The organism is Dongia sp., from assembly GCF_041906375.1.
Taxonomy (GTDB): domain Bacteria; phylum Pseudomonadota; class Alphaproteobacteria; order Dongiales; family Dongiaceae; genus Dongia.
Genome location: NZ_JAYRJJ010000001.1, coordinates 1,244,173 through 1,263,558 on the forward strand (window position 1 = coordinate 1,244,173; position 19,386 = coordinate 1,263,558).

Sequence of the window (19,386 nt, forward strand, 5' to 3'; positions counted from 1 at the left end):
GCGAGCATTTATTTACGATAACAACATCGAATCAACAATGATTGTGCCTTCTTTGTTGACTTTTGCCGCAATCGATGGCGAATGATGGGCAAAAGAGCAGATAAAGGGGCCACATATGCGGGAGGCGATGGCGCGGGTTGAGGCTCTGACCTGCTGGTCGGGGCGCGTTCAGCCTGAAATCATCAAAGGGGGCATCACCAACGCCAATTTTCGGGTCGAGGATGCAGGTCGGCGCTATTTCGTGCGCATCGGCGACGACATTCCCGTCCACGGGGTGATGCGTTTCAATGAACTTGCCGCCAGCCGGGCCGCGGCCGAATGCGGCCTGTCGCCCAAGGTTGTGCATGCCGAGCCGGGGGCATTGGTCTTCGAGTTTGTCGATGGCAAGACACTTGCCGCCGAAGACGTGCGCCGGCCAGAGATGCTCGCGCGCATCCTGCCGCTGATCCGCAAATGCCACCGCGAAATGCCGCTTTACGTCACCGGACCGGCGCTCATCTTCTGGGTGTTCCATGTGCTGCGGGACTATGGTCACTCGCTGGAAGCCGGCGACAGCCGCCATGTGGCGGCGCTGCCACGCCTGTTGAACATTGCCGCCGAACTGGAGAAGGCCGTCGGCGCGGTCGAAATCGTTTACGGCCACAATGACCTGTTGCCGACCAATTTCATCGATGGCGGCGAGCGCTTGTGGCTGATCGATTGGGATTATGCCGGCTTCAACTCGCCGCTCTTCGACCTCGCCAATCTCTGCTCCAACAATGAAGTGCCGGCGGATGACGAAGCGAAGCTGATCGAAGCTTATTTCGAGCGCCGGACGGATGCCGACCTAATGCGCCGCTACCACGCCATGAAATGCGCCTCGCTACTGCGCGAGACAATGTGGAGCATGATTTCAGAGATCCATTCGACCCTGGATTTCGATTACGCCGCCTATACCGCCGAGAACTTGGCGCGCTTCGAGCGCGCTCTTGGCGATTTCCGGAATATGTGAGGAGTAACTGATGTCAGGATTTCCGACTTCCGCGCGCGCTGTCATTATTGGCGGCGGCATTATTGGCTGTTCGACCGCCTATCATCTGGCCAAGCTTGGTTGGAAGGATGTGGTGCTGATCGAGCGCCACAAGCTCACCAGTGGCTCAACCTGGCATGCCGCAGGCCTGGTCGGCCAGCTGCGCACCTCGGCCAACATTACGCAGCTCCTCAAATATTCGGTCGAACTCTACAACAAGCTCGAAGCCGAGACCGGTCTGGCGACCGGCTGGAAAATGAATGGCGGTCTGCGCCTGGCCTGCAATCAGGCCCGCATGACCGAAATCAAGCGGCAGGCGACAACGGCGCACTCCTTCGGCTTGGAGATGCACCTGCTGACACCAAAGGAAGCGCAGGATCTGTGGCCGATCATGGATATCGGCGATCTGGTGGGCGCTGCCTTCCTGCCGACCGACGGCCAAGCCAATCCGGCAGACATTGCGCAGTCGCTGGCCAAAGGCGCACGCCAGGGTGGCGTCAAGATCATCGAGGAAACGGCAGTCACGGGAATCGAAGTGGCAAAGGGGCGCGCGGTCGCGGTAGTGACGGATAAGGGCCGCATCGCCGCAGATGTCATCGTCAATTGCGGTGGCCAATGGGCACGCGAGATCGGTGCCCTGGCCGGCGTCAACGTGCCGCTGCAATCGGTCCAGCATCAATACATCGTCACCGAGCCAATGGCCGGCGTGCCAAAGAACCTACCCACCCTCCGCGATCCCGATCGCCTGATCTATTTCAAGGAGGAAGTCGGTGGATTGGTGATGGGCGGATACGAGCACAACCCCATTCCCTGGCTGCCTGGCAAGGACCGCTACGCGCTGCCGGGCAATTTCGCCTTCCAGCTGCTGGAGAATGACTGGGACCATTTCGGCCAGCTGATGGAACAGGCGCTGGCCCGTGTCCCGGCGCTCGAAACCGCCGGCGTCAAGCAGATGATCAACGGCCCGGAAAGCTTCACGCCGGACGGAAACTTCATCCTCGGTGAAGCGCCGGAAGTGAAGAATCTCTTTGTCGGCGCCGGCTTCAATGCCTTCGGTATCGCCTCGGGTGGCGGCGCTGGCCGAGCGCTTGCCGAATGGGTCGCCGGCGGCGAGCCGCCGATGGATCTGTGGCCGGTCGATATTCGTCGCTTCGGTTCAGTCCATCGCGACAAGAATTGGGTGCTTACACGTACGCTCGAGGCCTATGCCCATCACTATTCGATGGCCTGGCCGCATGAGGAATTGGAAAGCGTGCGTCCGGTCCGCGTCTCGCCGCTCTATGCAAAGCTTAAGGAGCAGGGTGCCGTCTTCGGCTGGAAGCTCGGCTGGGAGCGGCCCAACTGGTTTGCGCCCAAAGGTGTCGCACCGAAGGATGTCTACTCCTACGAGCGCCAGAATTGGTTCGAACATGTCGGCAATGAACACAAAGCCGCGCGCGAGCGCGTGGTGCTGATCGACCAGACCTCGTTCGCGAAGTTCATGCTGGTCGGGCGCGACGCCGAAGCGGCCCTGTCCTGGATCGCCAGCAATGATGTCGCCAAGAAGCCGGGCACCATCATTTACACCCAGATGCTGAATCAGCGCGGCGGCATTGAATGCGACCTGACGGTCACGCGGGTTTCGGACGATGCCTATTACATCGTCACCGGCACCGGCTATGCGACGCATGATTTCCATTGGATCTCGTCGCATATTCCGGCCGGCCTCGACGCGCGGCTGGTCGATGTGACGTCGGGCTATGGCGTCCTGTCACTGATGGGGCCGAGGGCGCGGGACGTGCTGTCGGCAGTCACGGCCAGCGATGTCACCAATGCCGCCTTTCCCTTTGGCGCCGCGCAGGAAATTCCGATCGCCGGCGCCATCGTGCGGGCGCTAAGGGTCACCTATGTCGGCGAATTGGGCTGGGAACTGCATATCCCGGTCGAGTCCATGGTGGCGGTCTATGATGCGCTCTGGGCTGCTGGTGAGACCCACGGCATCGCCAATGCCGGCTACCGCGCCATCGAAAGTCTGCGCCTGGAGAAATTCTATCGCGCCTGGTCGTCGGACATCACGCCCGACCATTCGCCACTTGAAGCCGGCATGGGCTGGGCCGTGAAGCTGAAGAAAAACGTGCCCTTCATGGGGCGCGAGGCACTGACCGCGTTGGCGCAGAAGAAGCTCCCCAAGCTGCTGGCCTGCTTCACGGTCGACGATCAGAACGTTGTGCTGCTCGGGCGCGAGACGATCTTCCGCAACGGCAAGCAGGTGGGCTGGCTCGCCTCCGGTGGCTATGGCTACACGCTGGGCACCAATATCGGCATTGGCTATGTGCGCGATCCCCAGAACGGCGTCAGTGCTGAGGATGTGCTGAGCGGCACCTACGAATTGGAGATCGCGTGCCAGCGTTATCCGGCCAAGGTCAGCCTGCAGCCGCTCTTCGACCCGAAGATGGAGCGAGTGAAGGCCTGATATCAGGCCGCCGTCACTTCTACCTCGATCCCGTGCACACTTGAGCTTTCCGCCATATCGCTCTTGGTGCCGGGGTTGAGCGCATTGACGCTGAGACCCCCGGGAATGAGCTTAGGCCAGCGGCTTTTGGCGGCCAGGGCCACCCCGCGCGGCAAGGTTGGCACGATATCGATGATCATTTCGATCGTTGCCGTCGCGTTGCCGACTTTGGCGCGCTCGCCGTCTTGGAGACCACGTGCGGCGGCATCGTCCGGATGCAACGCGATATGTTCAGGCCCAAGTTTCGCCGCGATCTTGGGGTCGTTGTGATAGGAGCTGTTCATCAGCCAGCGCGACGCGGGTGAGAGCAGGCGCAGCTTCGTCCCGGCCGGTCTGCTGTCCGCCGATGCCAGCGGAATGCGTGGGTAACCGGCAGCTTCGGCAGCCACACTTGCCAATTCGATCTTGCCTGATGGTGTCGGGAAAGTGAGATCAGGGAACTGCAGCGCCGGCTCAGACCAGCGTTGGACCGTGCCGGACTTCTTCAAAGACGCGAAGTCCGGTTGGCCAACCTGTCGCGCGATATTGTCGAGGATCGCGGCGTCGGCTTCGAACAGTTCGGCTTCCGAATAATGCATCGCCTTTGCCAGGCGTCGGAAGATTTCCTGGTTGGGCAAGGCACCGCCCAAAGGCGCCGTGGCCGCCGCCTGCGCCGAAAGGGTGAGGTCGAAATAGGACATCACCAGATCGTCGAATTCGAGGAAAGACGCGGCAGGCAGAATGATATCGGCATGATCGACCGTGTCGGTCGGGAAGAGGTCGATAGCGACGTGGAATAGATCTTCGCTGGCAAGTGCCGTTCGCAGATCCGCCTGACGCGGATTGGAAGCTGCGATATTGATGTTCCAGGTGACGAGCGCGCGCGCTCGTCTGTGGTCGCGCAGGAGGTCGACCAGATCCATATGGCTGACTGTCTGCCGTTCGTTGGAGCGCAGATGCGGGGCTTCCAGATAGTCGCCGTCTATGCCGCGGCGTGCGCCGCCATTGAGATAGAGAAGACCCGCACCCGGCTTGGCGAAATTGCCGGTCGCTGCCGGCAGCAGGCCGACCGCGCGGAACACGTTGCCGCCCATAGGCTGGCGCTGCAGGCCTTGCCCGAGCCAGAGCAACGCCGGTCCGCTGCCATATATCTTTGCGGCGGTGACGATGTCCGCGGCCGGGACGCCGGTCATGCTTTCGGTCCAGGCGGGATCGGCCATGGCGATGGTCGGCGCCAGTTCATTCCAGCCAAAAGTGTGGGCGTTGATGAATGCTTCGTCGATCAGCTTCTCGCGCACCAGAACGTGCAGCAGACCATAGGCGAGTGCTGCATCTGAGCCGGGGAAGGGCTGCAGATGCAGATCAGCCCGGGCAGCCGTCTCATGGCGCACGGGATCGACGACGATCACCTTGGCCGGTGTCTCGGTGAGCCAGTATTTGTGCCGGTGCGGGGCGGAAGCGGACGGATTGGCGCCCCAGACCAGAATGCAGGCAGCATCCTTGGCCGCCCGTGGATCGAAGCCGTCGGTCGAGGTACCGTAGAGATAATTGAGGGCGGCATGCCCGGCGGCATTGCAGATGCTGTCTGGATCGACTTCGCTGGCGCCGAGCCTATGGAAAAATCGCTGTGGAAAGCCGCCCGCGATTGCCGAACAGGTGCCGGTATAATGCGTGTGCCAGATCGTTTCCGGCCCGCTTTCGGCCACGATACCCTTGAAGCGCTCGGCGATCAGGGAAATGGCCGCGTCCCAGCTCACCGGCGCGTATTGTCCAGACCCCTTTGGACCAGTGCGGCGGAGCGGCGTCGTCAGGCGCGCCTTGGGGTCCAAATAGGCGCCGTTATAGGCAATGGCGCATTTGCCACAGAGCGCGCCGCGGCTCACGGCATGGTCGGGATCGCCCAGGACCTTGATGCGGCCGTCAGGCGATTTGACGACGGCGATCCCGCAGGCGTCATAGCAGTCGCGCGGGCAGGTGGTCTTGATGATGGTTTTGTCTGTCATGATCGGGCCAGTCTAGTGGCCTGCTCGCAGAATGTGAACAAGTCTCCGGTTGGTATACTTGACTTCACCCCCTCGGCACCCTGATTTTGTCAGAGTAATATGGGGGAAAGTCTGAAGATGAACGATCGGTCCTATGCGCGGCTCTTTCTCGATCCAGGCTTCGGCTGGATGCTGCTGACGCAGTTCCTCGGTGCGCTCAACGACAACATCTATCGTTTTGCCGTTACGTTCTTCGCTATCGACCTGGCCGCGCAGCACCCGGATGGCTGGCTGGCGACGACCTATATCACCGTCATCGGCGCCTTGTTCGTGGCGCCCTATCTGCTGTTTTCCGGTTATGCGGGGCAATTCGCCGACCGGTATTCCAAGCGCAATGTCCTCATCGTCACCAAATCACTGGAAATCCTGGCGATGCTGATCGGCCTCCTCGGTTTCCTGTGGAGCGACCTCAGTCTGCTGCTGGTGGTTATGTTCCTGATGGCCACCCACTCCTGCTTCTTCAGCCCGGCCAAATACGCCTCGCTCCCCGAGTTGTTGCCGGATCGTGACCTCTCGCGCGGCAATGCGCTGATCGAGATGAGCACCTTCCTCGCTATCATCGTCGGCACTTGGATCGGTGGGCAGCTCTATCAATCCGCTGCAGATCATCCGCTCTATATCGGTCTGTTCACCCTGTCCGTGGCGGTCATCGGGACGCTCTGCGCCTTCGGCATCGGCCGCACGCCTGTGCCGGTGACGCGGCCGAGCTTCCAGCTCAACCCGCTTGCCGGCATCGACAAGGGCATGTCCGAACTGATCCACAATCGTCGGCTCTGGCTGACGGTGCTGGGCCTATCCTGGTTCTGGTTTCTGGGTGCCCTGCTGCAATCTTCGATTCCGCTTTACGGCACGCAGGTCCTGGGCCTGAGCGAGGGCCTGACCGGCATGTTGTGGGGCGCGGTTGCGATCGGTATCGGCGTCGGCAGCATCGTCGCCGGGCGCCTGTCTGGTCACAAGGTGGAACTCGGTCTGGTGCCGATCGGCTCGGTCGGTATGGGCTTCATGTCCCTGGTTGTGGTGGGGGCGGACACACCGACGGGTGCCGTCATCTGCCTTGCCCTCCTCGGATTCTTCGGCGGGTTCTATGCCGTGCCGCTCAATGCCATGCTGCAGCAGAAATCGGCGACCGAATCCCGCGGCCGCATCATCGCTGCAAATAATGTGGTCAATTTCGCGGCTATCCTGCTCGCCGCTGGCAGCGTGTTCCTGTTCGGCAGCGTCATGCGGCTGGCGCCGGACCTCATCATCTTCGCAGGCGGCATCCTCTCGTTCCTGGTTACGGGTTACATCTTCTTCCTCTTGCCGGACTTTTTCATTCGCTTCGGGTTATGGTTGTTCACGCACTCCATCTATCGCATCCGCATCGTCGGGGCGGAGAATGTGCCACTCAATGGCCCGGCGCTATTGGTGTGCAATCATCTCTCCTTCGTCGATGGCCTGTTGGTCGGCTCCTGCGTGCAGCGCTTCGTGCGCTTCATGGTTTATGCGCCGTTCTTCAACATTCCGGGTCTCGGCCGTTTCTTGAAGTTGATGCGCGCCATTCCGACCGGCGGCGGCAAGGTGCTGGAACCCATCAAGCGGGCGCGCGCGGAATTGGAAGGCGGGCATGTCGTCTGCATTTTCGCCGAAGGCGCCATCAGCCGCACCGGCAACATGCTGCCCTTCAAGCGCGGTTTCGAGCGTATTGTCGACGGGATCGATGTGCCGGTAATCCCGGTCCATCTGGATCAGGTCTGGGGTTCGATCTTCAGCTTCAAGGACGGCAGATTCTTCTGGAAGTGGCCGAGCCGGCTGTTCTATCCGGTCACGATCACCTTCGGGAAACCGCTGCCATCTGGTGCGCGTGCCTGGAATGTGCGGCAGAAGCTGCTGGAAATGGGGGGCGATGCCTTCCGCGTCCGCCGCAAGGTTGACGACTTGGTCGCCATCCGTTTCATCCAATCGGCCAAGAAACGCTGGTTCCGCATGGCGCTGGCGGACTCTCTCGGTCGCGAAATGAATTTCGGCGCGGCGTTGACGGGATCGCGCCTGCTCGGCCGGTGGTTTGCTCGAGAGCGGCCTGATGACCGCATGGTGGGTGTCCTGTTGCCGAGCTCCGTCGGCGGGGCCTTGGTCAATATGGGGCTGATGCTGGCCGGGAAGATTCCGGTCAATCTCAACTTCACCATCGGCGCGGAGTCGCTGGAGTCGGCCATTCAACAATGCGGCATCAAGACAATCGTCACGGCCCGTGCCTTCCTTACCAAGGCGAAGCTCGCCGAGCGCCCCGACATGATCTATGTCGAGGAGTTGCTGGCTGGGCAGAGCAAGCTGGCGCAGCTACTGATGTATGCGGTGACTTTCCTCACACCGACCTCGCTCCTCGTGCGCCTCGCGGCACCGCGCGGGCAATCGGTCGATGACCTCTGCACCGTGATGTTCAGTTCAGGCTCCACCGGCGAGCCGAAGGGCGTCATGCTGTCGCAGCACAATGTCGTCTCCAACCTTGAGGCGATCGCGCAAATTCTCTGGGTGCAGCGGGATGACCGCGTGGTCGGTGTCTTGCCCTTTTTCCATTCATTTGGATTTACCGGCACGCTTTGCCTGCCGCTGGTGATCGGGATCGGCGCGGTCTATCACGCCAATCCACTGGACGCGAAAACGATCGGCGGATTGGTTCGCAAGTACAAGGCGACGATCCTGATTTCGACGCCGACCTTCTGTCAGGCCTATTTGCGCATCTGCCCACCGGAGGACTTCGCCAGTTTGCGGCATGTCGTGGTCGGGGCTGAGAGATTGCGGCCGGATCTTGCCGTGGCGTTCAAGGAGAAGTTCGGCCTCGATATGCTGGAGGGCTATGGTGCGACGGAGATGGGGCCGGTGGTTTCGGTCAATGTGCCCAACGTCATGGAGGCCGGTGAAAGCCAGACCGGGCACAAGCCCGGAACCGTGGGGCATCCAGTGCCAGGTGTAGCTGCCCGGATCGTCGATCCGGAAACCTATGCCGATCTTAAGGAAGGCGAGGAGGGGCTGCTGTTGCTGAAGGGACCCGGCCGCATGGTCGGCTACCTCAACAACCCGGTGAAGACGGCCGAAGTGATCCGCGAAGGCTGGTATGTGACCGGCGATATTGCCGTGCTTGACGAAGATGGCTTCATTCGCATCACTGACCGGTTGTCGCGCTTCTCCAAGATCGGTGGCGAGATGGTGCCGCATCTGAAGGTCGAGGAAGCGATGCTGCAAATTCCCGGTGTCAATGGCGCCAATGTGACTGCCGTACCGGATGCGGCCAAGGGTGAACGACTGATCGGCTTCTACATGGCCGATGAGAGCATGGCGCCGGAGTTGGTCTGGCAGGGTCTCAATAGTTCTGGCCTACCGAAGATCTGGGTCCCGAAGGCGGCGGACTTGCACCGTATCGAGGAATTGCCGGTTCTCGGTACCGGCAAGACCGATCTCAAGCGGTTAAAAGCGATGGCCCTAACCCTTGCGGCGCAGTAGGCGAAAGACGAGCGGGGCCGCCACGACAATCATGAAGATGCGCACGACGTGGTGGCTGGAGACATAGGCTGCGTCGATGCCGAGGGCAAGTGCTATCAGGCTCATCTCGGCCAATCCGCCGGGCGAAAAAGCGAGGAGTGCTGAGCCGAAAGGCATGTTCGCCGTTACGTCGACAGCAACGCCGAAACCGACTGCGACGAGCAGCAATAGAGACGTGGCGCCGATGGCCAGCAGAATGCCTCGCACCACAAGTCGCAGCGGCAACCCTGTGAAGCGGGCGCCGATCATCGATCCGACCACGATCTGCGCAACGGCCACAAGCTCCGCCGGTGGGCGGGAAGCGGTGATTCCGGCGACATGCAATCCGGCGCTGACGATCATGGGGCCAACCAGGGCGTAGGCCGGCAGCTTCAGCAGGCGGGCACCGAAGAAGCCAAGAAAGCCGGCGCCCCCAAGCCAAAGCAGATCGGCGACTTCTAAAGGATGCGAACTGGTAACGGTGATGGCGCTGGCGGGGGTGTAACCGCCCAGCCAGCGATAGCCGAAGGAAAGTATGAACACGGCGACCAGGATGCGCGCGCCATGGGCCAGCGAAATGCGGGCTTCGTCGCCACCGAAGGCGCTGCCGGCCATGATCATTTCCGAAAGGCCGCCGGGGGCCGCGGCGAAATAGGCGGTAACGTCATCATATCCGGCAAAACGGATGTAATAGAGACGGACCAGGTAGGTCGTGACTACCACGTAGAGGGCGAGCCAAAGGAAGCTGATAGCCCAATATTGCAAATGGTCGAGCATCTGTGGGGTGAAGGCGCTGCCCAGCATGATGCCCAGGATCGCCACGAAGATCATGCGCACCCGCGGCATCAGGGCGATGCGCACGCCAGCGACAGCGGCGACCGTGGTAAAGGTCATCGCTCCCATCATCCAGGGCAGCGGCAAGTGCAGCAGATAGAAAACCCCGCCGCCAACGGCACCAAGCAGCAGGCAGAGGATCCTGGCGCGGGTCGAGGGCGAGAGCGGCAGGTCCATCTTGGACGTCAGATCTCGGCCGTCGCCTTGAGGCCTTCCAGGACAGCTTCCTCGGCCGTTCGTGGCGTCAGGCAATCGCCGATGACATGGATCTCGCCACCCCAGCTGGCCAATTCTTCCTCGAGTTCGCCTTGGCGTTCATGGCCAAGGGAGGCGACGACGGTATCGACCGCCTCGAATATGATCGGCTCGTTGCTGGTCGCATGCTGGAAATAGGCCGTATCGCCGTCCACGCCATAGAGCCGGGCATAGGGGATGATCTCGACATTGAGTTTGTGCAATTCGCCGACCCAATGGTCTCGAACATATTGGTGGATGCGTTGGCCGGCCATATAGCCATCGACACAGAGTCGCACCCGGCAGCCGGCGCGGGCCAGCTTCTCTGCGAGCCCCATCCCGATCCAGTCACAGCGCCAATCGGCCACGACGACCGAACTGCCGATATTGACCTGGTCACGGATGACGTCCCAGGCGCTGACGACATGGCCGCTGTCAACGCCTTCCACGCCAGCGTCGACTGCGCTGCGAGGTTTGGCGCCGGTTGCAATGATGACGGCGTCTGGCCTCTCCGCGTCGACCAAGGCGCGGGTGACCTTGGTTCGCGTCCGTATCTCGGCACCGCCCAATTGCACTTCGCGGGTCAGGTTGGTGATGATGCCGCCGAACTCAGCACGGCTCGGCAGCAATTGCGCGAGCAGCGCCTGGCCGCCGAGGCGGTCTCCGGCCTCGCACAGGATGACCTGGTGGCCGCGTTCCGAGGCGACGGCGGCAGCCTTCATGCCGCCGGGGCCGCCACCGGCAATGAGGATCTTTTTCTTGCGCTGGATCGGCTTGCGTGTGCCATAGGCAATCTCGCGGCCAGTTTCCGGATGCTGGATGCACGAGATCGGGTAGCCCATATGGAAATGGCCAATGCAGGCCTGGTTGCACCCGATGCAGGCTCGGATGTCGTCGAGCCGGCCGGCCTCGGCTTTGGCTGGCATCTCGGGATCGCAGATCATGGCGCGGGTCATGCCGATGAGGTCAGCCGACCCGCCGGCCAGAATCTTCTCCGCATCCTGTGGCTGGTTGATGCGGCCAGCCACCAACACGGCAGCTTTCACCTTGGCCTTCACGGCCGCGGCGAATGGGGCCACATAGCCATTGGCGAAGGCCATCGGCGGCGCGATATGGACGGCGCCGCCAAAGCTCGCCGACGAGCCGGCAATGACGTTGAAATAGTCCATCACGTCATCAAGGGCGACGATCGCCGCCAGGCTCTCGCTCTCCTGCAGGCCATTGTAATCCTTGTCATCGCCGCTGATGCGCAGGCCTATGACCATGTCGGGACCGACCTTGGCGCGGATGGCTTGCGCCACTTCACGGGTGAAGCGCAGCCGGTTCTCGAAACTGCCGCCATATTCATCGGTGCGCAGATTGGTGCGTTCGTTCAGGAACTGCGCCGGCAGGTAGCCATGACTGGCAACGATTTCGACACCGTCGAGGCCGCCGCGCTGCAGACGCTCGGCGGCACTGGCATAGCCGTCGATGATCTCCTGGATCATCTGCTTTGAGAGTGGCCGCGGCATGACGTGGAAGCGCTCATTGGGGACCGCCGACGGCGCATAGGCAACCGGCGCCGTGCCGTCCTGGCTCTCCATGATCTCGCGTCCGGGATGGAAGAGTTGGCCGAAAATCCTGGTGCCATAGGGCTTGCAGGCGTCGACCACGGCACGGTAGCCGGGGATGCAATCATCGGTCGTCGCCATGATGAGGTGCGACGTGTATCGCGCCGTTTCATGGACGCCGGCAACCTGCATGATGATTAGGCCCGCACCACCTTCGGCCCGGGCCTTGTGGTAGGCGATGAGCGGTTCGTTGGGCACGCCCTTGGTCGGCATGGTCGTATCATGACCGGTCGAGAAGATGCGGTTCTTGATGCGGCAGCCGCGGATGTCGAAGGGCTGGAACAGGCGGGCGAAGGAGGTCATGTTCGGCTCGTTCTGGTCAACTGGCGGGAACTGGGGCGAACCTATCGCGCCCGGGGCCGGCTTTGAAGGGTGAACTTGCCGCTCTTTGGCCCCAAATCGGCAAATCGAGGTTGACTTTGCGCTCCTTTGCCGCTGATTTGGCGCCAATCACGCCCTTCCGACGAGGTTCCCATGATCCCGCGCTATTCCCGTCCCGAAATGACCAAGATCTGGGACCCGGAGAATCGTTTCCGCATCTGGTTCGAGATCGAGGCCCATGCCTGCGACGCGCTGGCGGAATTGGGGGTCATCCCCAAGGAAGCCGCTGCGGAAATCTGGGCCAAGGGGAAATGGGAAGTTGAGCGCATCGATGAAATCGAGCGCGAAACCAAGCATGACGTCATCGCCTTCCTCACCAATCTTGCCGAACATGTCGGGCCGTCCGCTCGGTTCGTGCATCAGGGCATGACCTCATCGGATGTGCTCGATACTTGCCTCGCGGTTCAGTTACGCCAGGCGGCTGATTTGCTGCTCGACGATCTCGACCGGTTGCTGAAGGCGCTGGAAAAGCGCGCCTTCGAGCACAAGCTCACCCCGACGATCGGCCGCAGCCACGGCATTCATGCCGAACCGACGACGTTTGGGCTCAAATTGGCCTCGCATTACGCTGCCTTTGCCCGTGCCAAGCAGCGTTTGGCAGCGGCGCGCGATGATGTTGCAACCTGTGCCATCTCCGGCGCGGTCGGCACCTTCGCCAATATCGACCCGCGGGTCGAAGCGCATGTCGCGCGCAAGATGGAATTGAAGGTCGAGCCGGTCTCCACCCAGGTCATTCCGCGCGATCGCCATGCCATGTTTTTTGCCGTCCTCGGCGTGGTGGCGAGTTCGATCGAGAATCTGTCGATCGAGGTCCGGCATCTGCAGCGCTCCGAAGTGCGCGAGGCGGAAGAGTTCTTTTCGCCCGGCCAGAAAGGGTCGAGTGCCATGCCGCACAAGCGTAACCCGGTCCTGTCGGAGAATCTGACCGGCCTTGCCCGTGTCGTGCGTGCAGCCGTTAATCCGGCACTGGAGAACGTGGCGTTGTGGCATGAGCGCGATATCAGCCATTCCTCGGTCGAGCGTGTCTTCGGACCGGATGCTACGATCGCTCTGGATTTCGCGCTCAACCGCCTGGTCGGGCTGGTTGAGAAGTTGATTATCTATCCTGACTCGATGCAGGCCAACCTCGACCGCTATAGCGGTCTGGTGCACTCGCAGCGCGTCCTGCTGGCTCTCACCCAGGCCGGCATGAGCCGCGAGGATTCCTATCAGGCGGTGCAGCGCAACGCGATGAAAGTCTGGCTTGAAGGCAAGGATTTCATGACGGAGCTCAAGGCCGACGCCGACGTCATGAAGCGCCTGTCGACCAAGCAGATCGAGGAATGCTTCAACCTTGACTACCATTTCAAGCATGTCGACGACATCTTCCAGCGGGTTTTCGGCCACGCTTGAGACGCTGATCGGGTTCTGCGCGGCGCATCCCGTCCCGGATATGGATGCGCCGCGTTTTCTTGGCCGTCTGAATACCGGTCCGCAGGCCATCATCGATTGGCGCGACCGCGGTGTCGTCGCTGTCCTGCTTGATGCCGTGATCGGGAGCAACGGCGCTGTTCCTTTCGAAGTCGTGGGACTTGCCGGCGGCAAGCTCAGTCCCTCCCTCGCTGCGGATCTTCTGGCCGAGCTGGCGCGGCGTGCCGTGACGTTGGGTGCCAAGGCGAGTGAGCTCGCCATTACCCTTGTCTGGGCGCCGCACAGGGCGTTGGCCGAGGCGGCGGGTTATCGACATGCCTATAGCGATTGCGAGATGATTTGTCGCAATGCTGATTGGGGAAGGGACGCACCGCTGCCGGCGGGTGCCCAATGGCACGATGCCTGGCCGGACTGGGTTGACGACTACATCAGGGTTCTGACGAGTGGATTTGCCGATGTGCCTGGGGCCTTCGTGCCCAGGCCCGAGGAGATTCGCCGCTATCTGCAGCAATCAGGCATTCGTGCGCGCATTCTGATCGAGAACGGGCAGGGGATTGGTCTGCTGCGCTACACCGAACCCGACAACTACATTAATGCGGTGGTGCGTGCTGGCGGCCAGAAAGGCCGTGGTATCGGCAGGTTGGTGATGGATGAAGCGCGGCGCTGCCTGGTGACGAACGGGCGGAATGACGCCCCGATGACATTGACGGTGGTGGATACGAATGCAGCGGCGATAGAGCTCTATCGCCGCTGCAATTTTGAAATCGATCGTGAAGTGGCGGTGTTGATCCGCCGCTTCTAGCAGTCTCAGAGCTTCACTTCGGTCATGATCTGCTGCTTGGCGGCCAGAAGCAGTTCGTCCATCTGCTTGCGCAGGCGATGCTCGCTGACGTCGACATTCTTCGCCTTGAAATCGTTCAGCACCTTGTGCAGCACGTCTTGGTCACCGGGCTTGTCAAAGTCGGAAGCGACCACGTTCTTGGCATAAGCCTCCGCTTCGGCACCATCAATGCCCAGGAGCTGTGCTGCCCAGAGACCCAGCAGCTTGTTACGGCGGCTGTTCACTTTGAACTCCAACTCCTTGTCATGCTTGAATTTGCTCTCGAAGGCGGCTTCGCGCTCGCTGAAAGTGGTCATACCCGTGCAATCCCTTGACTGGTTCTGAAACAATACTAACTCGATGGAAAAATGGTTGGCCGGGGCCTTCCAGTCAAGTCTAATAGGCGCCGCGCGCCGCTCTTACAAGTTTCAACGTTTTCAGCCGGTTGGGCTCATGTGTAGTGTCATCATTCTTTCCCGACCGGATCATGACTGGCCGATTCTCATCGCCAGCAACCGAGACGAGATGCATGAGCGGCCCTGGGATCCACCGTCGCGGCATTGGTCGGACCGGCCGGAGGTGGTTGCCGGGCGCGATGTCCTGGCGGGCGGGTCCTGGCTGGGCATCAACGATTTCGGGGTGGTTGCCGGCATTCTCAACCGTCGTAATACGCTTGGGCCGCAACCGGGCAAACGCTCGCGTGGCGAGTTGGTCCTCGATGCACTCGACTTTGCCGATGCCGAGGCGGCGGTCGCCATGCTCCAGGAATTGGACGCCGGCGCTTACCGACCCTTCAACATGGTTGTGGCCGACAATACGCATGCTTATTGGCTGCGCAATCTGGGGCAGGAAATCGAAGCGGTGCAGTTGCCGCCGGGCCTTTCCATGATCACGGCCATGGACCTCAACGATATGAGCAGTCCGCGTACGCGCCATTTTCTCCCGCGTTGGCGCGCGGCGGCGGCCCCCGACCCGGAAGCCGGGGAATGGAATGCCTGGGTCGATTTGCTGCAATCGCGCGAGCATGAGCCGGGCGGAGACGTCTTCGACGCCATGCATATCGTATCGAACACCGGCTTTGGCACGGTTTCCTCATCACTGATGGCCTTGCCGTCGGTGAACCATTCGGACCGCTTGCCGCGGTGGCGTTTTCTGGGCGGCCGGCCTGAGACTCAAAGCTGGGTGGATATCGATCTCGGCTGATTGCAGCAAAAGCACTTGCGGGCCGCATCGTCGCGCGCTAGATATGTTATAGTATAACATTGCATATTGAGGCTTGATGATGCGGCGGCTTCTTGGGATGGCGTTTATGTTGGTTGGCTTTGTCTTGCTCTGCCAGCCCGCGGCAAGAGCGGCGGACAAAGTGGCCGTGGTCGCCACTTTCAGCATCCTCGCCGACCTCACCCAGAAGATCGGTGGCGATGCCATCGCCCTTACGACCCTGGTCGGCGCGAATGAGGATGCCCATGCCTTCGAACCGACGGCGGACGCGCAGCGCGCTGTTGCCGGTGCCCAACTGCTTGTCGCAAACGGCCTCGGTTTCGAGCCATGGCTGGAGCGGCTGATTGATGCAGCTGCATTCAAGGGCAATCTGGTAATTGCCACGACGGGCATCGAGCCGCTGGCCTCGACGGAAGAGTCCGAGGAAGGGCATGCGAATGATGAAGACCACGACCATGGCCATGGCGCGGCCGATCCGCACGCTTTTCAGGACCCTAGGCTGGTGCTGACCTACATCGACAATATCGCTGCCGGCCTCGCCAAGGTGGCACCGGAGCATGCAGCGGACTTCCAATCCAACGCCGAAGCCCTCAGGGCGCAATTCCGCACGCTCAATTCCGAACTGACAGCTTCCCTCGGTGCGCTACCGGCAGAAAAGAAGCGCATCCTGACCTCGCACGATGCCTTCCAGTATTTCGGCCATGCCTATGGCATCGATTTCATTGGTGTCCAGGGCGTCAGCACGGAATCCGAGCCTTCCGCCCAGGATCTGAAGCAGATTGTCGAGCAGATAAAGTCGGGCCATATCAAAGCTGTCTTCATCGAAAACATGAACGATCCACGCTTTGTCGAAAGTCTTGCCGGGGATACAGGCGTCACTATCGGCGGTGATCTTTACTCTGACGCCCTGTCGGCAGCCGATGGACCTGCAAGTGATCTGATTTCGCTCTACAGGCACAACCAGCAGGAATTGCTGCGGGCGCTGAAGTGACGTAAACCTTGGCTCCCTTTCTGGCCGAGAAGATGGCGACCCCGTCGATGCGTCATGCCCTGTTGCCGATCGCGCTGATCCTGACGTCGTTTTGGCCGCAATTTGCGCACGCTCATCCGCATGTCTTCATCGACAACCGTCTGACCTTTTTTCTGGCAGACGGGAAAGTCTCCGGTTTTCGTACGGACTGGCGGTTTGACGAGATTTTTACAGAGGATCTGCTGAGCCAATATGACTCGGATGGCGACCGGCAGTTCAGCCCGGCAGAAAGCGAGCAATTGAAGGCAGGCACGCTGCCCAATCTCGCCGCTTTTCGCTATTTCACCTATGTTTATCTTGCCGGCAAGGATCTCGGCAAAATGGAACCGGCTGACTTCAAAGCGGATATTACCGATGGCGCGGCGCGGTTTGTCTTTACCTACCGGCTGCCGCATCCAATCAACCCGCGACAAGAGACGATTGCCGTTTCCATCTATGACCAGGAATACTACGTCGAAGTTCTGCTCGCCCAGCAGAGCCCGGTAGAGGTCGAAGGTGGCAGCGCCGGCTGCGGCGCAAAAGTCGCTGACGATCCCGAGCACGCCTATTTCGGGGGCTTCGTCATTCCGCAAATTGTGACGATGACGTGCCAATGAAAATTCTTGCCGCCGTTGCCTGTCTGATGATTGCGCTCATGTTGTCTTGGCCGGCGTCAGCGCAAGAGACCGCCTCTCCCTTTGCCAAACCGGTCGACAGCGGGGCTTCGGCCGCGCCGCCGCCTGCGGCTGCTTCTGGCATCATCACGAGCATCGGCCGGACTTTCGTCAGCTTGCAGCGCTCGGTCAATCGCGCCATCAACGATCGGCTTATGGCAATCAAGCGAGGTGAGGAAAGGGGCGCGCTGTGGGGCGGGCTGGCAGTGGCCTTTCTTTATGGCGTGTTTCACGCCCTGGGCCCCGGCCACGGCAAGACGGTGGTCATCGGCTACTTCCTGGGGAGGGCAGCGCGGCCTTGGCGGGGTGTGGCGATGGCGGGGTGGATTGCCGTCAGCCATGTGATGGGCGCGGTCGTGGTGGTCGGGATTGCCCGTCTCATCTTTGAGAAGAGCCTGGTTTCTCCCACGAATGAATTTCTCTGGCTGCGGGTTACCAGCTATGGCGCGATTGTCCTCATTGGCCTGATGATGCTGCGTGACTGGGCGAGGGGCGGGCACGATCACCCCCATCACGACCACGCCGGATGCGACGATCATGGGCACGCGCATTCCTGCCATGCCGGTAATACCGGCTGGTTCCATAGCCATGCGCCGCTGGAGCAGCGAGCGCTGGCACTGGCGGCAGGTTTCGTCCCTTGTTCGGGCGCCATACTGATCCTGCTATTCACTATGGCGAACGGCTTGCTGCTGGCAGGCATTGCCATGGCGACGGCCATTGCCCTTGGCATGGGCCTGACCCTGGCGGGGCTGGGGGTCGCGAGCATCCTGCTGCGACATCAGGTGACAGTCCGTCTGCCGGAAGGGGGGCGAACCGGCCGTTGGCTGGCCCTCTCCGGACCGGTTTTCGTCATTGCCATAGGCAGCATTCTGCTGGCTGCCAGTCTGCTTACGCAGGTCTCTCTTTAACGCATTGATTAATATTGATAATATTAGAACAATGAGGCCTTGTCGGAACGGCCTGCAATCATTGTATTGCGGTGCCCATGCTGCTAGAAGAGGGCCGAATCTCGGTAGCGCGGTTGGCAAGAGTCGAGCCGGCCGCGGCTAGCAGTATTGGAGAACCCCAAATGTCGCGCCGGCGCCGCATTTATGAAGGCAAGGCCAAGGTCCTGTTCGAAGGGCCGGAGCCGGGTACGCTGGTGCAATATTTCAAGGACGACGCCACGGCCTTCAACAACCAGAAGCGCGGCACCATCACCGGTAAGGGGGTGCTGAATAACCGCATTTCCGAATACCTGATGGTGAGGCTGGGCGAGATCGGCGTTCCGACCCATTTTGTGCGCCGGCTCAACATGCGCGAGCAGCTGGTCCGTGAGGTCGAAATCATCCCGCTCGAAGTGGTGGTGCGCAACGTGGCTGCCGGGTCGTTGGCCAAACGCCTGGGCATCGCCGAGGGGACGCAGCTGCCGCGCTCGATCATCGAATATTATTTCAAGTCGGATGAGCTCGGCGACCCGATGGTGTCGGAAGAGCATATCACCGCGTTCAACTGGGCAATGCCGCAGGATCTCGATGAGATGCTGGCGCTGTCCTTGCGCGTCAACGACTTCCTTACGGGCCTGATGCTTGGCGTCGGCCTGCGTCTGGTCGATTTCAAGCTGGAATTCGGCCGGCTATACGAAAATGAAGAAATGCGCATCGTCCTTGCCGATGAAATCAGCCCCGACAATTGCCGCCTGTGGGACGTCAAGACCGGCGAGAAGCTGGACAAGGACCGCTTCCGCCGCGACCTCGGCAATGTCGAGGAGGCCTACCAGGAAGTCGCGCGCCGGCTCGGGATTCTGCCGGAAGGCGGGCCGCGCGATATGAAGGGCCCGAGTACGATGCAATAGGGCATTTGCCCAGATGAATGGGGCGCCTTTCTGGCGCCCCATTCGTTCCAGGTGTTGAGATTTTGTTCTGATTATCTTGCGATAAAGGGAGCGTCATGAAGGCCCGCATCCACATTACCCTTAAATCCGGCGTGCTCGATCCACAGGGCCGTGCCATCGCCAACGCGCTGCACGCACTGGGCTTCGACAGCGTCGATGACGTCCGTCAGGGGAAGTATATCGAAGTCGACCTCAAGGAAAGCGATAAGGCCAAGGCCAAAGCTGCCGTCGACCAGATGTGCGGCAAGCTGCTGGCCAATACGGTCATCGAGAATTACGCCATCGATCTGGTGGACTGAGC

General features: G+C 61.0%; 15 protein-coding genes. 11 read left to right on the top strand and 4 right to left on the bottom strand.

Annotation, left to right across the window (positions count from 1 at the left end; translation table 11 throughout):
• Positions 1-127: 127 nt before the first annotated feature.
• Together ACE3OA_RS05775 and ACE3OA_RS05780 are read left to right on the top strand one after the other, a co-directional pair.
• Complete coding sequence (locus ACE3OA_RS05775) at positions 128-991, top strand: phosphotransferase (protein ID WP_374308832.1); 864 nt, start codon at positions 128-130, stop codon at positions 989-991.
• A 10-nt stretch (positions 992-1,001) separates the two neighbouring features.
• Complete coding sequence (locus ACE3OA_RS05780; protein WP_374308834.1) at positions 1,002-3,461, top strand: FAD-dependent oxidoreductase; 2,460 nt, start codon at positions 1,002-1,004, stop codon at positions 3,459-3,461.
• Between the two features lie 2 nt (positions 3,462-3,463).
• Here ACE3OA_RS05780 and ACE3OA_RS05785 read toward each other — a convergent pair whose 3' ends face one another.
• The gene (locus ACE3OA_RS05785; protein WP_374308836.1) at positions 3,464-5,482 is read right to left on the bottom strand and encodes a molybdopterin-dependent oxidoreductase; all 2,019 of its coding nucleotides are present in this window, start codon (positions 5,480-5,482) and stop codon (positions 3,464-3,466) included.
• Between the two features lie 117 nt (positions 5,483-5,599).
• Here ACE3OA_RS05785 and ACE3OA_RS05790 point away from each other — a divergent pair, with 117 nt between their 5' ends.
• Positions 5,600-9,001 (top strand): acyl-[ACP]--phospholipid O-acyltransferase, encoded by a 3,402-nt coding sequence (locus ACE3OA_RS05790; RefSeq protein ID WP_374308838.1) that lies wholly within the window; start codon positions 5,600-5,602, stop codon positions 8,999-9,001.
• On the opposite strand, the gene ACE3OA_RS05795 is transcribed toward ACE3OA_RS05790, so the two are convergent.
• Both ACE3OA_RS05795 and ACE3OA_RS05800 read right to left on the bottom strand, forming a co-directional pair.
• Positions 8,981-10,030 (bottom strand): AbrB family transcriptional regulator, encoded by a 1,050-nt coding sequence (locus tag ACE3OA_RS05795; RefSeq protein WP_374308840.1) that lies wholly within the window; start codon positions 10,028-10,030, stop codon positions 8,981-8,983. The two genes, ACE3OA_RS05790 and ACE3OA_RS05795, sit on opposite strands and share 21 nt — an antisense overlap.
• Positions 10,031-10,038: 8 nt before the next feature.
• Positions 10,039-12,000 (bottom strand): FAD-dependent oxidoreductase, encoded by a 1,962-nt coding sequence (locus ACE3OA_RS05800; protein ID WP_374308842.1) that lies wholly within the window; start codon positions 11,998-12,000, stop codon positions 10,039-10,041.
• A 171-nt stretch (positions 12,001-12,171) separates the two neighbouring features.
• Here ACE3OA_RS05800 and purB point away from each other — a divergent pair, with 171 nt between their 5' ends.
• Together purB and ACE3OA_RS05810 are read left to right on the top strand one after the other, a co-directional pair.
• Positions 12,172-13,470 carry an adenylosuccinate lyase gene (purB, locus tag ACE3OA_RS05805; RefSeq protein ID WP_374308844.1) on the top strand — a complete coding sequence of 433 codons (1,299 nt, stop codon included), beginning with the start codon at positions 12,172-12,174 and terminating at the stop codon, positions 13,468-13,470.
• Entirely contained in the window at positions 13,430-14,290 is an 861-nt protein-coding gene (locus ACE3OA_RS05810) for a GNAT family N-acetyltransferase (RefSeq protein ID WP_374308846.1), read from the top strand. Before purB ends, ACE3OA_RS05810 begins: the two co-directional genes overlap by 41 nt.
• A 5-nt stretch (positions 14,291-14,295) precedes the next feature.
• On the opposite strand, the gene ACE3OA_RS05815 is transcribed toward ACE3OA_RS05810, so the two are convergent.
• The gene (locus ACE3OA_RS05815) at positions 14,296-14,625 is read right to left on the bottom strand and encodes a DUF1476 domain-containing protein (RefSeq protein ID WP_374308848.1); all 330 of its coding nucleotides are present in this window, start codon (positions 14,623-14,625) and stop codon (positions 14,296-14,298) included.
• Between the two features lie 136 nt (positions 14,626-14,761).
• Between ACE3OA_RS05815 and ACE3OA_RS05820 the strand changes: the two genes are divergently transcribed.
• From ACE3OA_RS05820 to purS, 6 genes are all read left to right on the top strand, one after another.
• The gene (locus ACE3OA_RS05820) at positions 14,762-15,511 is read left to right on the top strand and encodes an NRDE family protein (RefSeq protein WP_374308850.1); all 750 of its coding nucleotides are present in this window, start codon (positions 14,762-14,764) and stop codon (positions 15,509-15,511) included.
• A 106-nt stretch (positions 15,512-15,617) separates the two neighbouring features.
• On the top strand, positions 15,618-16,520 hold the full coding sequence (locus tag ACE3OA_RS05825; protein WP_374308852.1) for a metal ABC transporter solute-binding protein, Zn/Mn family: 903 nt from the start codon (positions 15,618-15,620) through the stop codon (positions 16,518-16,520).
• An 8-nt stretch (positions 16,521-16,528) separates the two neighbouring features.
• Positions 16,529-17,155, top strand: coding sequence for a DUF1007 family protein (locus ACE3OA_RS05830; RefSeq protein ID WP_374308854.1), 627 nt, complete (start codon positions 16,529-16,531; stop codon positions 17,153-17,155).
• The gene (locus ACE3OA_RS05835; RefSeq protein WP_374308856.1) at positions 17,152-18,120 is read left to right on the top strand and encodes a nickel/cobalt transporter; all 969 of its coding nucleotides are present in this window, start codon (positions 17,152-17,154) and stop codon (positions 18,118-18,120) included. The genes ACE3OA_RS05830 and ACE3OA_RS05835 overlap by 4 nt, the downstream gene beginning before the upstream one ends.
• A gap of 161 nt (positions 18,121-18,281) precedes the next feature.
• Positions 18,282-19,046 carry a phosphoribosylaminoimidazolesuccinocarboxamide synthase gene (purC, locus tag ACE3OA_RS05840; protein ID WP_374308858.1) on the top strand — a complete coding sequence of 255 codons (765 nt, stop codon included), beginning with the start codon at positions 18,282-18,284 and terminating at the stop codon, positions 19,044-19,046.
• Positions 19,047-19,141: 95 nt separating this feature from the next.
• On the top strand, positions 19,142-19,384 hold the full coding sequence (gene purS / locus ACE3OA_RS05845) for a phosphoribosylformylglycinamidine synthase subunit PurS (protein ID WP_374308860.1): 243 nt from the start codon (positions 19,142-19,144) through the stop codon (positions 19,382-19,384).
• Positions 19,385-19,386: the final 2 nt, after the last annotated feature.